Origin of the sequence: uncultured Cardiobacterium sp. (assembly GCF_938028825.1) — a bacterium.
Lineage (GTDB): Bacteria > Pseudomonadota > Gammaproteobacteria > Cardiobacteriales > Cardiobacteriaceae > Cardiobacterium.
In genome coordinates this window covers 26240-39191 of sequence record NZ_CALIZP010000062.1, presented here as the reverse complement: position 1 = coordinate 39191, position 12952 = coordinate 26240, and the positions used below count along the sequence as shown (strand labels likewise).

Sequence of the window (12952 nt, the reverse complement as noted above, 5' to 3'; positions counted from 1 at the left end):
CCACCCCGAAGGAGGCCGGAGGAAGCATTCATATTGCGAATAGTTCCTATCCATACTACTATCGCCCACCCCAACAACACAGGAAAACCCCATGAAAAAACTCCTCCTCGGCACCGCCCTGCTCCTTGCCACCCAGGCGAACGCGCTCGATCTCAGCCTGGACATCACCATCCCCGACATCAAAAGCAGCGAATACCACCGCCCCTACATCGCCGTGTGGGTAGAAGATGGCGAGGGCAAACTCGTCGAACACCTCAGCCTGTGGTACTTCATCAAAGGCAAGGCGGACAACCCGCAAGAAGGCCTGAAATACCTGAAAGAACTGCGCAACTGGTGGCGCAAGGGCGGACGCAGCCTGAAACCGCTGCCGGACGCCATCACCGGTGCGACGCGCAAACCCGGCAAACACACCATCGACATCAAGGCGGACGATCCGCGCCTGGCCAAACTCAAAGACGGCAGCTACACCCTGAAAGTCGAAGCCGCGCGTGAAGAAGGCGGCACTGAAAACGTCGCCATCCCTTTCACCCTGCCCATCAAAGACAAAACCGAAGCCAGTGCCGCCGGCAAAAGCGAACTGGGCGACATCCACCTGACCCTCACCCCGTAACCACAAGGACACACCATGCAACGCCAACATATCGCAGCTCTCTGCACCCTGCTGCTCGCCGAAGCCGCCCTTGCCCACAACGTCTGGATACGCCCCAGCTCAACCCAGCTATCCGGTGACAAAGACTACATCACTATTGACGGTGGCGCCGCCGACTTCCCCTTCGACGTCAACCACCGTGGCCGCCCGGCCGACGGCCTGCACGCCTACGATCCCAGCGGTAAAGAAATCGAAAAAGAAAACTTGATGGTCGGCAAACTGCGCACCAGCTACGACGCATTGCTCAACCGGCACGGCACCTACCGCTTCACCGACGGTCTCGAATACATCCAGTTCTACTATCCCGATGAAAAAGGCGAAAGCGTGCGCTGGCGCGGCACCCCGGAAAAATACCAACAAGAAAACCCGATGGCGGACAAAAAACGGGAAAAATACAAACAGTACAGCCTGAACGTCGAAACCTTCGCCACCCTGGGCGAGCCGACAGACACCGTCATCAAGCCGGACGACAAAGGACTGGATGTCGAATACCTCACCCACCCGAACGAACTCTACGCCGGGGAAAGCGGCAAATTCCGCGTCCTTTACGACGGCAAGCCGCTGGCGGATGCGCGCGTTCGCTATGCCAAAGACGGCCTGCGCTACCGCGAACACGGCTTCACCGAACTCAAAAGCGACAAAAGCGGCAATTTCACCATCGACTGGCCGGGACCCGGCATGTACTGGCTGTCCGTGGAATACGAAACCACCAGCGACCTCGCCAAAGACGCGCCACTGACCCACGAATACATTGCCGGACTCGAAGTCCTGCCGCTCTGAGCGCCTCGCCACAAGTCTCCCAGACAAAAACCACCCGCAGGGGTGGTTTTTGTTTGTGCGCCATTCCGGGCCTGCATTCACGCCGTTTGGGATAGCGGGAATATCCATTTTCCACGCATTAGAATAATGACCGGTTCTCTTGAACGTCGCCCCTGATGCATTGGTTCTTGCATTATCTGAGCGGGATACCACAGGATATTCCGGCTTAACCAGTCCACCATCCGCTCCCGGATATATCAATCCGGAGAAATCAAAGAAACAAAAAATCCAACCGTAAAGGAAGCCCGTAAAAAGCACTATTCACAGATATTGCCGCGCATCCAAGCGATTGATGCGCGCCGGACGCCGTCGGGAAGGCCAAGCCGGCTTCAATAATCAGAAAAACAGCCTCGTGCAGTGCCGGCTCGCCCAATCCAAGATTGGCGCGCGGCCTCAACCATACGTTTCCTATGGCGTGGCGGTTGGCGCGATAAAAACCGGGCGAATGCCATTGCTCGGCATCTCAAAATAAGCGGTTTGCGCCCGGCTTGTTCAATCACGGCACCAATCGCGGATTGGAACAGGCATTGATACCAGAAACGTCAGAAACAGCGCGATAAGGACATCCCCATAATGCACATTCAATGAAAGACGGCGAGACAGGCAATTCTATTAAAAATAATGAATATAGAATCATGGCTGCCACCATATTGTCCGGATGTAAATTCCATCGGACACAAACAGGCATGACTTAATGCCATTCACAACCGCATGCGTTTGCACGGTATGGACAGATTATTCAATACACATTGGCTATAATCCCCGCTTCATCCGCAACCCATAAGGACATCCCCATGCTGCTTGCATTCACCGCCCCCGAAGCGCTGGATACCGCCCGCGTCGGCGGCAAAGGCTTTGGCCTTGCCCGCGCTGCCCAGGCCGGACTGCCCGTACCCGACGGCGTCATCCTGCCGACCGACGCCTACCGCGCCTGGTTTGCGCCGCATCAGGCGCACGTTGTCACCCTGCTCGCCGAAAACCGCGACGCGCAGGCACAAAGTGCCGCCATCACCGCCTACCTGGCTACTCAACCCTTGCCGGACGTGCTCATCGCGCAACTCAACGTCCTGCAAACCGTGCATCCGGAGCGCTATTTTGCGGTGCGCTCCTCCGGCAGCGCCGAAGACCTGCCCGGCGCCGCCTTTGCCGGTCTGCACGACACCCTGCTCAACGTGCATGGCACGGACGCCCTCGCCGCCTCCGTCAAGCAATGCTGGCTCAGTCTGTGGAATGCCGAAGTCCTGCCCTACCGCGAGCGCCTCGGCGTCGCCCACGACAGCGCGGCGATGGCGGTTGTCATCCAGCAGATGGTGGACGTGGCGGCGGGCGGCGCGGCGGGCGTCGCTTTCTCCATCGACCCTGTGCGCGGCGACCTCGATACCGTCCTCATCAACGCCGCCTTCGGCCTCGGCGAAACCGTCGTCGCCGGCGAGGCACCGGTGGACGAATACCGCGTCGATAAAAACGGCAGCGTCAGCAGCCAAACCATCGCCGCCAAACCGCAGGCGCTCACCCGCGCCGGGCAAATCGACCTGCCGCCCGTGCAGCAGACCCGCCCCGCCATCACCACCGCGCAGGCGGCACAAATCGCGGCACTGGCACGCCGGGCCGAGGCGCACTTCGGCTTCCCGCAGGACATCGAATGGGCTTATGAAGGCAGCGCGCTCTACCTCCTGCAATCGCGCCCCATCACCCGCTTCGCACCGCGCTGGACGCGGGATGAATCCGCCGAACGCTTCCCCAATCCCGTCACCCCGCTCACCTGGGGACTCTGCGAAGCGGGCTTCCACCAATCGCTTAATTACTCCTTCGCGCTGATGGGGCTGCCGCCGCTGCACGATCCGTGGTTCAGCAAAAAAGACGGCTACATCTACGGCAACCAGAACGCCGTACGCGTCTATGCCGGACGCCTGCCGCTTGCACCGCTGCGCAACACCGCCAGCCTCAACACCTTCATCGAAAACGGCGGTCTCGCGCGCTACACCTGGATCAGCGAACTGCCGACCCGCTGGATGAACGACCTCGACCACTACCTGCTCGAACTTGGCCGCTACAACGCCATTGACTACACCGGCAAAACCCTCGCCGAAAGCTGGCGCATCCTGCAAGACATTAACGACCTCGGCACCGCCTACTTCCTGCCGAACATCGCCATCTCGCTCACGCAAACCCTGCTTTACCGCGTCCTGCGCCACGTCCTTGACCTGCTCGAACCCGCCAGTGCCCAGGATACCTTCGACCGCCTCATCAGCGTCGTCGAAACCAAAACCGGCGCCGTCAACCGCGCCATGTGGCAACTCTCGCGCCGCCTGCGCGCCCACCCCGCACTCGTCAGCGCCCGCTACCACGACGCGGCAAGCCTCAATGCCGCGCTCGCCGCCTACCCCGACCTGCGCGACGACTTCGCCCGCTTCCTCGCCCAGCACGGCCACCGCGAAGTCGATTTTGACGCCTACCACCCCACCTGGCTGGAAGCGCCGCAAACCGTCTTCACCCAAATCCAGATGATGGCGAGCCAGGACGACAGCGCCCACGACGAACACTATTGGGACAAAAAAAGCGCCATGTACGCCGCCGAACGCGAACTGCTGGCACGTGCGCCGGCCGGACTACGCTTCTTCCTGCAAGAACTCATCCGCCTCGCGCGCACCTACACCGCGCTGGACGACATCGAACACTACCAGACCACCCGTCTCACCCTGCCCTTCCGCCGCGCCGCGCGCGTCGTCGGCGAGCACCTTGTCCAACAAGGCGCGCTGGACGAGGCGATGGACATCTACTTCCTGCCGCCTGCCGAACTTGAACAGGCCATAACAAGCGGCGATTACCAAGGCCTCCGTGCCACTGCGGCGCGCGAAAAAACCGCCTATCAGGACGCCTGCGCCCGCGCCCCGGCCTGGGAATACGGCACGGACAGCGCACCTGAGACGGATGGCGAGAGCAGCTGGCAGGGACTGGGCGGCAGTCCCGGCAGCATCAGCGGCGAAGTTTTCATCATCACCGACCCGGCACAATTCGCCGACTTCCCGCAGGGTGCCATCCTCGTCGCCCGCACTACCAACCCCGCCTGGACCCCGCTCTTCTACCACGCCGCCGGCGTCATCACTGAAAGCGGCGGCCCGCTCTCGCACGGTGCCGTGACCGCGCGCGAACTCGGCATCCCGGCGGTGATGGGCATCCGCGATGCCTGCCACCGCCTCAAAAACGGGCAGCGGGTGAAAATAGACGGCAGCCGGGGGAGGGTGGAAATCCTGTAAAAAACGGTCATACGTCGCCCCAAGCAGGGCTGATACGGCGTTGGCGAGCCTCGCCGTACTGGCGGCCTGTACTGTCTTCGGCTCGCCGCCTTGCCTCAGACCTGTTTGAAACGACTATCACGGCAATGCCAAAACGGATAACAAAAACCTTTTTCGCAATATATTGATAACTCGCCTTTTTATCGTCAGTGAATATCGGCAAAAGCGCTTTACAGCGTAAAAGCCTCGCGCTATAGTAGCGCGCAAAGCATAACTGCGAAGTTTGCGTTTCCTCCAAACCCCTTGACCCTAATTACATCTTGCCTTGGGGGTCAGACGCAGCTGGGTGAGCAAGCTTGTTTTCAAGCAAGAAGCCCGAAAGTTTGTTAAGACCCCCACTTGAACCCTGCGGTTCAAGGGCATAAGGTTAAGCGGCTATCGCGGTTATGCTTTCTTTTTTTCTGCCATTCCATGAAAAGGGAATCGGCCACACAATCGGGCTAATCGTCTTTTTGCCCATCATCTCTTTCCGGATTTCACCGGGTTTCCGCCCTCTGCCAATTATCACTGCGCCATTCACGCATATCCTTTTCCATACCTGCCGGAAAAGAATGGCGGCGATGGCTCGTGCCGCATTCAGGTGCAGCCGGGGCTTCCGCCGGCGGCGTACAAAAAACGGGGCAGACTCTTTCAGTCCGCCCCGTTTTCGCGTGTCAACCGCCGCTCAGTCGCGATAGGCAAGATGGTAAAGCGCGCCGACCAGCACCGCGCCGCCCAACACATTGCCGAGATAAACGGCGGCCATGTTTTCCGCGAACTGCGCCCAGGTGATGTCGCCGCCGCCCCAAATCGCCGCCGGGATAACGAACATATTGGCGACGACGTGCTGGAAGCCGATGGCGACAAATACCATCACCGGGAACCAGCAGCCGAGAATCTTGCCGCTGAACGTATCCGCGCCGTAGCACAGCCACAGCCCCATGCACACCAGCCAGTTGCAGCCGATGCCGGAGACCACCGCCTGACCGAACGTTACATCCGTTTTGCCGTGGGCGACGGCGACCGTTTCCGCCAGCGTCACGCCTTCGGTCAGACCGACATAGTGGCCGAAGAACCAGGCGACGAAGAACGCGCCTGCGACATTGGTCACGGTAACGATGCCCCAGTTGCGCGCCCACTGCCGCAACTTGATGCGCTTTTGCAGCCAAGCGACGGGCAGCGCCATCATGTTGCCGGTGATGAGTTCGCCGCCGCCGAGGAGGATGCAGACGAGGCCGACGGGGAAGACGGCGGCACCGAGCAGTTTGCCGAGACCGGCGAGTTCGTGCGGCATGGCGGCGACGATGCGGATATAGGCGAGATAGCCCACGGAAATAAAGGCACCGCCGAGAAAGCCGAGCACGGCGAGGCGGTCAAAGCGGTTTTCCGCCTTCGCCGTCCCCTTGTCGGCGCTGTACGCGAGGATTTGTTTTGGTTCGAGGCTGGCGCCGGCCATGAGAATCTCCTTTATCAATTGAAAACAAATGAAAAAACAGTCCCGAATCGGGAAACCGTTGCCTATTTTACAAGAGCCGTTGTCCGGCAAAACGCGAACGGCAAAAGGCGGGCATATCCCTCCCTCGCCTGTAATGACCGGCCCCGCCAAGCGGTGTAAACACTGGATGCTTGCGTAGGCGGGCTTCAGTCCGCCATCAAGAAAGTGAAAAAACTTTGGTACACCGCACGCATCGCCGTTACGGGTTCTGTCGCATCCGGAAAAAACGAGCAGCAAAAAGGGCGGGAAAGCCCGCCCTGTCGCTGTGCGCGCGATTACGGCCTGACCGCCATCACTTCAATCTCCACCCCCGCATCTTTCGGCAAGCGGGCGACTTCCACGCAGGAGCGCGCCGGGAAAGTGCCGCCGCCGAATTCGGTGAAGAACGCTTCATAGACGCTGTTCACGTCGGCGAAGTGGTTGAGGTCTTTCACGAAAACGGTTGTTTTCACGATGTTGCTCACCTGCAAGCCCGCCTGCTCGATAATGGCCTTGATGTTGTCCAGCGACTGGCGGGTTTGCGCCTTGATGTCGGCGGGCATTTCGCCGCTTGCCGGGTTGACGGGGATTTGCCCGGAGGTGATGACGAGGTTGCCCAAATCCATCGCCTGCACGTAGGGGCCGATGGCGGCGGGGGCTTTGTCGGTGTGGATGACTTTATACATAAGTAATCTCCTGATTTTGTGCTGAAATTTCATGCACGACAATGCCTTGCTTCCGGACCGGGCGGCGGGGCCTGATGCGCAGCCAGGCGGGAAGCGCGGATTTTTAACCCGCCCCCCAGGCCCTCCCCAATGGGGAAGGCTTTTGCGTGCACAAAGGGGAAAATGAATGGCAGGGGAATTGCCGTGCCTATGGTAGCACGGCGCGCCGTCAGGATTGCCCGGCTTCCCCGGCATAGCGGGCGACAATATCGGTCTGATAATCCCAGCGCGGGTTTTCAATGCCTTTGTCCTTTTGTGCGGCGAAATCGCGCAGGGCAAAGAGGACGTATTTGGACAACAATAGCAAAGCGGGAACGTTGAAGATAATCAGCAATGCCGAAGCGAAATCAATCAATTCCCACAGCGTGGTTACGGGGATTAAGCCACAGATGGTGACGAGTGCGCAGCAAAACAGGCGGTAGGCAAGGACAAGGCGCGGATTGTTTTTTATCCAGCGCAGGTTGACCTCGCCGTAATACATGTCGGCAATCACGGATTTGAAGCCGAACATCAGCATGGCGATAAAGACGACGTATTTGCCCCAGTCGCCGATGCCGAGGTTGAAGGCGCGCTGGGTCAGCTCGATGCCGGTTTCGCCGCTGCCGAGTGCGCCGGTGAGCAGGATGGTGAAGGCGGTGCAGCTGCAAATGATGACGGTGGTGAAGAAGGTGCCGAACATGGCGGAAAAGCCTTGCAGCACGGGGTGCTCGACGTTGGCGGTGGCGTGCATGCTGGGCGCGGTGCCGTTGCCGGCGTCGTTGGAGAAGAGGCCGCGCGCCACGCCGTAGCGGAAGGCGGTGAAGATGGTGTAGCCTGCGACGCCGCCGGCGGCGGAATCGAGGTTGAAGGCAGATTTCACGATGAGCGCCAGCACTGCCGGGATTTTTTCGATGTTGCTCAGGATGATGAACAGGGAGAGGAGGAGGTAGGTGACGGCGAGGAAGGGCACGAAGAGCGAGGCAAATTCGCTGATGCGCTTGACGCCGCCGAAGACGATGATGGCGACGAGGGCGACGAGTACCAGGCCGATGAGGACAGGGTGGACATTGATGACGGTTTTGGTGGCGAGGATGACGGAATTGCCCTGCACCATGGTGTAGAAGAAACCCATGCCGATGATCATGCTGAGGGAGAAGGCGATGGCGAGCGGGCGGCAGTGGAGGCCGCGCGACATGTAGTAGGCGGGGCCGCCGCGATAGGTGCCGTCGCCGTTGCTTTCACGGAAGAGGATGGCGAGGATAGCTTCGCTGAAGCTGATGCCCATGCCGAGCAGAGCCGTGACCCACATCCAGAAGATGGCGCCGGGGCCGCCGGAGGCCAGCGCAGTCGCGACGCCGACGAGGCTGCCGGTGCCGAGTTGGCTGCTCAGTGCCGCGCAGAGGGCGCCGAAGCCGGATACGCCTTTGCCGTCGTCCGCTTTGCGGTTGTGCATGAGTGCGCCGAAGAGTTTGGGGAAATAGCGGATTTGCGGGAAGGAGAGACGGAAGGCGAAAAAAATACCGGTACCGAGCAGCAGTCCTGCGACCAGCCAGCCCCAAAAGATGCCGTTAATGGTTTTCAAGAGTTCCATAATGACCTCGATAGTAATGAAGGATAAGAAGCAGCGAATGTTTTTGGTAAGGGATGTGCATCATTTTTATTGGCTTCTCCCTATTTTTGGCGTGCAAAAACACTGCCGTTTCTTAAGGTAAAAAAGAAACAGCGATGGCAAAGGCCTTCAGGAATGGGCCGCCACTACGGGCGGCCAATTTTTTATTGCGGCAGACGGATGCGGATTAATTCAGCAAAATATTCAGCGCCAGTCAGCAGAATATTGTCGTTGAAATCGTATTTGGCATTGTGAAGCGGCAGGTAGCCAATGCCTTCTTCCTCAGTGCCGTTACCCAAAAAGACGAAACAGCCGGGTATTTTTTGCAGGAAGGTGCCGAAATCTTCGGAAATCATCATTTGCTGGACGTTGCCATCGACGTTTTCCGCACCAACGGTATTGTTCGCCGCCTGTAATGCGCTATTGACGCAGGCCTCCCAATTCACGGTTGGCGCAAATTCGTGGGTATAGACGAACTCGCATTCGGCGTCGTTCATCGCGCAGATATGCTCGCAAATGCTGCGCATCCGCTCTTCAATCATCCGCTGCGTTTCCGGTGCATAGCTGCGGGTATCGCCCTTGATTTCGATATGGGTCGGGATGGCGTTGCGGATGCCGTCGGTATGCAGTTCGGTGCAGGAAATGACGATGGGGATGCTTGGGTCGATGTTGCGCGAGACGATGGTTTGCAGGGCGAGGATGATTTCTGCGGCAATCACCATCGGGTCGCGGCTCATGTGCGGGCGGGCGGCGTGTGAGCCTTGTCCCTTGATGCGGATAATGAAGTTGTCTTCGCTGCCCATGATGCCGCCGACGCGGGTGGAGATGGTGCCGGTGCGCATGCCCGGCATGTTGTGCAGGCCGTAGATTTCTTCGATGCCGAAGCGCTCGATGAAGCCGTCATCCAGCATCGCCTGCGCGCCCTTGCCGGGTTCTTCGGCGGGCTGGAAGACGAAACAGACGGTGCCGTTGAAGTTTTTGCGCGCTGCCAGCAGGTGCGCGGCACCCAGCACCATTGCGGTGTGGCCGTCGTGGCCGCAGGCGTGCATACGGTTTTCGGTCTGCGATTTGTAGGGAACATCGCCCTGTTCGACCATTTGCAGACAGTCCATATCGGCGCGGATGCCGATAACCCCCTTGCCGTCGCCGCATTTCAGCACGCCGACAACACCCGTTTTGCCGATGTTGCGGTACACGGTCAGCCCCAGTGCTTCCAGCTTGTCGGCAACAAAGCGCGCCGTGTTTTCTTCTTCAAAGGCACTTTCCGGATGCTGATGCAGATAGTGACGCCATTCAATCATTTGCTGGTGCAGTGCTTTTTCGTTCATGGTTCGTTCCTCATGGGTTAGGTTATTGATTCCGCCCCTGCCAGACGATGGCCTCGTAAATATCCGGCGAGGTATCGCCCTCGGTGCTGATGAGCAAGACCCGCGCCTTGTCATCCAGCGCCAAGTCGCGGCAAATCGCCTGATATTGCGGGCGGGTTTTCAATTCATAAAGCAGCCCGAGGCCGATCGCGCCGGATTCGCCGGAGATGAAGGCGGGATCGGTGCCGGGGCGCGGCGCAGCGGCGATGCGCATGCCGTTGGCGGCGAGGTGGTCGTCGGCGGAGATGAAGGCGGCGGCGTAATCGCGCAGCAGCGGCCAGCTGATGGTGTTCGGCTCGCCGCAGGCCAGCCCCGCCATGATGGTCTGCATCGCGCCGCCGACGTTGTGCGGCTTGCCGTCGGCGGCCACGGCGGATTGGTAAAGGCAGTTCGCCTGATGCGGTTCGGCGATGATGATGGTGGGTGGCTTGTCCGCCAGGGTGGATACGAAGTAGCCGGCGATGGCGCCCGCAAACGAGCCGACGCCCGCTTGCAGAATGAGATGGGTCGGCGCGGCGGGCAGTTGCGCGCTGATTTCGTGGGCGAGGGTAAGGTAGCCCTGCATGATCCAGGTCGGGATTTCTTCGTAGCCGTCCCAGGCGGTGTCTTGCAGCAGCACCCAGCCGTTGGCAGCGGCGAGGCGGCTCGCTTCGCGTACGGTGTCGTCGTAGTTGAAATCGGTGATGGTGCAATCCGCGCCGTGTTTGCGGATGTTTTCCGCGCGCACCGGCGAGGAGCCGTGCGGCATCAGCACCACCGCCTTCATGCCGAGCTGCTCCGCCGCCCAGGCGACGCCGCGCCCGTGGTTGCCGTCGGTGGCGGTGATGAAGGTGAGGTCGCCCAACTGCACCTTCACTTGCGGCGAGGCGAGTTCGGCGAAGCTGAGGTCATTGATGTCGCGCCCCAGCCGCTGCGCCAAATAGCGACCGATAGCGTAGGAACCGCCGAGGCTCTTGAAGGCGTTGAGGCCGAAGCGCTCTGCCTCGTTCTTGACGTACACGGCGGCGACGCCCAGCTTGCGCGCCAGATGCGGCAGATAAAGCAGCGGGGTCGGTGCGTAGTTGGCGAATTGCCGGTGGAAGCGGTGCGCGGCAGCGGCGGCAGCGGCATTAACGATGCCGGTCGCGGTGCCTTGCCCGCGCGCTTTTTGCATCGTATTGGCTTGATAGAGGAGGGTGTCGTTCATCTGCGTGTCCTTTTGGCCGGGTTTGCGGACATTATCGGCATTTCAAGCGGGGGATTACCGCGCTTTTGCGGGGAAAACTGCGGTTTTGCGGTGAATTTGTCTTAAAATCGCAACACCGTTGCACACTATCCTGAGGTTCCCGATGAAACTCGACGCCTTCGACAAAAAAATCCTGCACTTCCTGCAACAAGACAACCGCATCGCCCAGCGCGATCTCGCGGAAAAAGTGAATCTGTCCGCCTCCGCCATCAACCGCCGCATCGCCGCGATGGAAAAAGAAGGCGTCATCAAGGGCAGCGTCGCCGTGGTGGATGCGGCGCAAGTGGGACGGCCGATTACGGTGATTGCCGAAGTGGCGCTCGCCAACGAACGCCTGGATTTACTGGCAGAAGCCAAGCAGCGTTTCAGCGCCTGCCCGCAAGTGCAGCAGGTCTATTACGTCACCGGCGAATTCGATTTCCTGCTGATCTTCGTGGTGCGCGACATGGCGGAATACGAAGCGCTGACGCAGGAGCTGTTCTTCGCCTCAAACAACCTGAAATCCTTCCGCACCCTGGTCGCGATGCAGCAGGTGAAACAGGGGCTGACCGTGCCGGTGGACTGACGCATCCGCCTGCATGAACCGCTCGACTTCGGCGCGCAGCAACCGTCAATGGCAGCAGGGGACCGGATACAGTCGCTTCAAACAGAGATACGGTGTTGGCGCGCCTGACCGGGCACCATAAAAACCGCAGCGCGGTTTTTATGGGAAACCTGCGTCGTACTATCTGTACTGTCTGCGGCGGTGTGCTTGGTGACGGCTTCTTGACTATGACTATAACGATGCCGCCCTTCCGCCCAAACTGCCCGCGCTGGCTGTACCGCTTACCCGCTGCTTCCCGCGTTTTATACCGATCACCTGCGCGCATAACCAATGGAGCCGCTAAAAAATAAAGGCGGACTTGCGTCCGCCGGAAAGAAGGGAGAGGGATTACAGTGTAGAAGTGTCGGTTTGGCTTTTGGTTTGTTCGTATTTTTCTTTATCAGCCAGTTGCTGCATCTTTCCTGACACATAACGGATTTGCAGTTGATCTCCCATAATTCCATCAACACAAACAACACGAACCTGCGTATCATCCTTGGCAATTTTGAATCCAAAATTCATGAATGAATCAATCTCTTCTTTTTTTACACCATATTTTTCACTGACTGCATCAGCAACCGCTTCTGCCTGTTTTTTACAATTATCTTTCACATTGGCAAAGCCGGTAATTTCCATAATCTTCTTAGAGGCAGGCGTAACTTCAACTATATATTCGTTAAAAAGTGCATTTGGTGATGGCGGGGCTATGTAATATCTATTGTCTTTGGATGCCGGTTTCAGTTTGCTGACATCTTGTTCCGCACCCAGAGTCAAGCCAAAAGCACCGATGATTTCTGTTTCAGCGGCTATTGCTGCACCGCTTAGCAAGACAAGGGAAAATAGTGTCTTTTTCATAAGGTTCTCCATAAATAATCAAGAGTAAGAAGCCCCAAAGGAATTTAATCCTTCGGGCGGGTGAGGAAGAGCGGGATGGCGAGGATGATGTCGCCGATGCACCACAGCACCAGCAGCAGCATCATGCCCAAGCCGCTGCCGACGGCGGCACCGGCCGCTTCCGCGCTGTTTTTCGCCGAGGAAATGGCGTCATTGGTCACCCCGATGCCGCCGATGACCCATATCAGCATCAGCACGTTGAAGAGGATAAACAGCCATTTGATGAGGGTGCCGAATATGCCGCGCCGCAGTTTGCGGATGCGCGCGCCGCAATGCGGGCATTTGCCCGCTTTGTCGCTAACTTGTTCAAAGCATTCGGGGCATTCGATTAATGCCATAGGATTCTCCCGGAT

11 protein-coding genes and 1 other RNA gene are annotated in these 12952 nt (G+C 58.9%); 5 read left to right on the top strand and 7 right to left on the bottom strand.

Translation table 11 applies throughout. The features are described from left to right. Nucleotides 1–91 precede the first annotated feature (91 nt). From Q0562_RS09115 to ssrS, 4 genes are all read left to right on the top strand, one after another. Entirely contained in the window at nucleotides 92–610 is a 519-nt protein-coding gene (locus tag Q0562_RS09115) for a DUF2271 domain-containing protein (protein WP_298643662.1), read from the top strand. A 15-nt stretch (nucleotides 611–625) separates the two neighbouring features. Continuing rightward, the gene (locus tag Q0562_RS09110; RefSeq protein ID WP_298643661.1) at nucleotides 626–1429 is read left to right on the top strand and encodes a DUF4198 domain-containing protein; all 804 of its coding nucleotides are present in this window, start codon (nucleotides 626–628) and stop codon (nucleotides 1427–1429) included. 833 nt (nucleotides 1430–2262) lie between these two features. Beyond that, the gene (locus tag Q0562_RS09105) at nucleotides 2263–4725 is read left to right on the top strand and encodes a PEP/pyruvate-binding domain-containing protein (protein WP_298643659.1); all 2463 of its coding nucleotides are present in this window, start codon (nucleotides 2263–2265) and stop codon (nucleotides 4723–4725) included. A 247-nt stretch (nucleotides 4726–4972) separates the two neighbouring features. Further along, nucleotides 4973–5155: non-coding RNA, 6S RNA (ssrS, locus tag Q0562_RS09100), on the top strand. A 273-nt stretch (nucleotides 5156–5428) separates the two neighbouring features. Here ssrS and Q0562_RS09095 read toward each other — a convergent pair. The 5 genes from Q0562_RS09095 to dpaL all read right to left on the bottom strand — a co-directional run bounded on the left by Q0562_RS09095 (nucleotide 5429) and on the right by dpaL (nucleotide 11083). After that, entirely contained in the window at nucleotides 5429–6199 is a 771-nt protein-coding gene (locus Q0562_RS09095) for a formate/nitrite transporter family protein (RefSeq protein WP_298643657.1), read from the bottom strand. Between the two features lie 314 nt (nucleotides 6200–6513). Beyond that, the gene (locus Q0562_RS09090; protein ID WP_298643655.1) at nucleotides 6514–6903 is read right to left on the bottom strand and encodes a RidA family protein; all 390 of its coding nucleotides are present in this window, start codon (nucleotides 6901–6903) and stop codon (nucleotides 6514–6516) included. A gap of 208 nt (nucleotides 6904–7111) precedes the next feature. Then, entirely contained in the window at nucleotides 7112–8512 is a 1401-nt protein-coding gene (locus Q0562_RS09085) for a sodium:alanine symporter family protein (protein WP_298643653.1), read from the bottom strand. Nucleotides 8513–8694: 182 nt separating this feature from the next. Next, nucleotides 8695–9858, bottom strand: coding sequence for a M20 aminoacylase family protein (locus tag Q0562_RS09080; protein ID WP_298643651.1), 1164 nt, complete (start codon nucleotides 9856–9858; stop codon nucleotides 8695–8697). Between the two features lie 22 nt (nucleotides 9859–9880). Further along, the gene (dpaL, locus tag Q0562_RS09075) at nucleotides 9881–11083 is read right to left on the bottom strand and encodes a diaminopropionate ammonia-lyase (RefSeq protein WP_298643649.1); all 1203 of its coding nucleotides are present in this window, start codon (nucleotides 11081–11083) and stop codon (nucleotides 9881–9883) included. Between the two features lie 142 nt (nucleotides 11084–11225). Between dpaL and Q0562_RS09070 the strand changes: the two genes are divergently transcribed. After that, nucleotides 11226–11687, top strand: coding sequence for an Lrp/AsnC family transcriptional regulator (locus tag Q0562_RS09070; protein ID WP_298643648.1), 462 nt, complete (start codon nucleotides 11226–11228; stop codon nucleotides 11685–11687). 366 nt (nucleotides 11688–12053) lie between these two features. On the opposite strand, the gene Q0562_RS09065 is transcribed toward Q0562_RS09070, so the two are convergent. Together Q0562_RS09065 and Q0562_RS09060 are read right to left on the bottom strand one after the other, a co-directional pair. After that, complete coding sequence (locus Q0562_RS09065; RefSeq protein WP_298643646.1) at nucleotides 12054–12560, bottom strand: hypothetical protein; 507 nt, start codon at nucleotides 12558–12560, stop codon at nucleotides 12054–12056. A gap of 44 nt (nucleotides 12561–12604) precedes the next feature. Beyond that, complete coding sequence (locus Q0562_RS09060; RefSeq protein WP_298643644.1) at nucleotides 12605–12937, bottom strand: hypothetical protein; 333 nt, start codon at nucleotides 12935–12937, stop codon at nucleotides 12605–12607. Nucleotides 12938–12952 lie beyond the last annotated feature (15 nt).

Bases quoted from the DNA above. Each gene is read 5' to 3' on its own strand.
- Q0562_RS09115 (WP_298643662.1), top strand. From the start codon at position 92: ATGAAAAAACTCCTCCTCGGCACCGCCCTGCTCCTTGCCACCCAGGCG.
- Q0562_RS09110 (WP_298643661.1), top strand. From the start codon at position 626: ATGCAACGCCAACATATCGCAGCTCTCTGCACCCTGCTGCTCGCCGAA.
- Q0562_RS09105 (WP_298643659.1), top strand. From the start codon at position 2,263: ATGCTGCTTGCATTCACCGCCCCCGAAGCGCTGGATACCGCCCGCGTC.
- Q0562_RS09095 (WP_298643657.1), bottom strand. From the start codon at position 6,199: ATGGCCGGCGCCAGCCTCGAACCAAAACAAATCCTCGCGTACAGCGCC.
- Q0562_RS09090 (WP_298643655.1), bottom strand. From the start codon at position 6,903: ATGTATAAAGTCATCCACACCGACAAAGCCCCCGCCGCCATCGGCCCC.
- Q0562_RS09085 (WP_298643653.1), bottom strand. From the start codon at position 8,512: ATGGAACTCTTGAAAACCATTAACGGCATCTTTTGGGGCTGGCTGGTC.
- Q0562_RS09080 (WP_298643651.1), bottom strand. From the start codon at position 9,858: ATGAACGAAAAAGCACTGCACCAGCAAATGATTGAATGGCGTCACTAT.
- dpaL (WP_298643649.1), bottom strand. From the start codon at position 11,083: ATGAACGACACCCTCCTCTATCAAGCCAATACGATGCAAAAAGCGCGC.
- Q0562_RS09070 (WP_298643648.1), top strand. From the start codon at position 11,226: ATGAAACTCGACGCCTTCGACAAAAAAATCCTGCACTTCCTGCAACAA.
- Q0562_RS09065 (WP_298643646.1), bottom strand. From the start codon at position 12,560: ATGAAAAAGACACTATTTTCCCTTGTCTTGCTAAGCGGTGCAGCAATA.
- Q0562_RS09060 (WP_298643644.1), bottom strand. From the start codon at position 12,937: ATGGCATTAATCGAATGCCCCGAATGCTTTGAACAAGTTAGCGACAAA.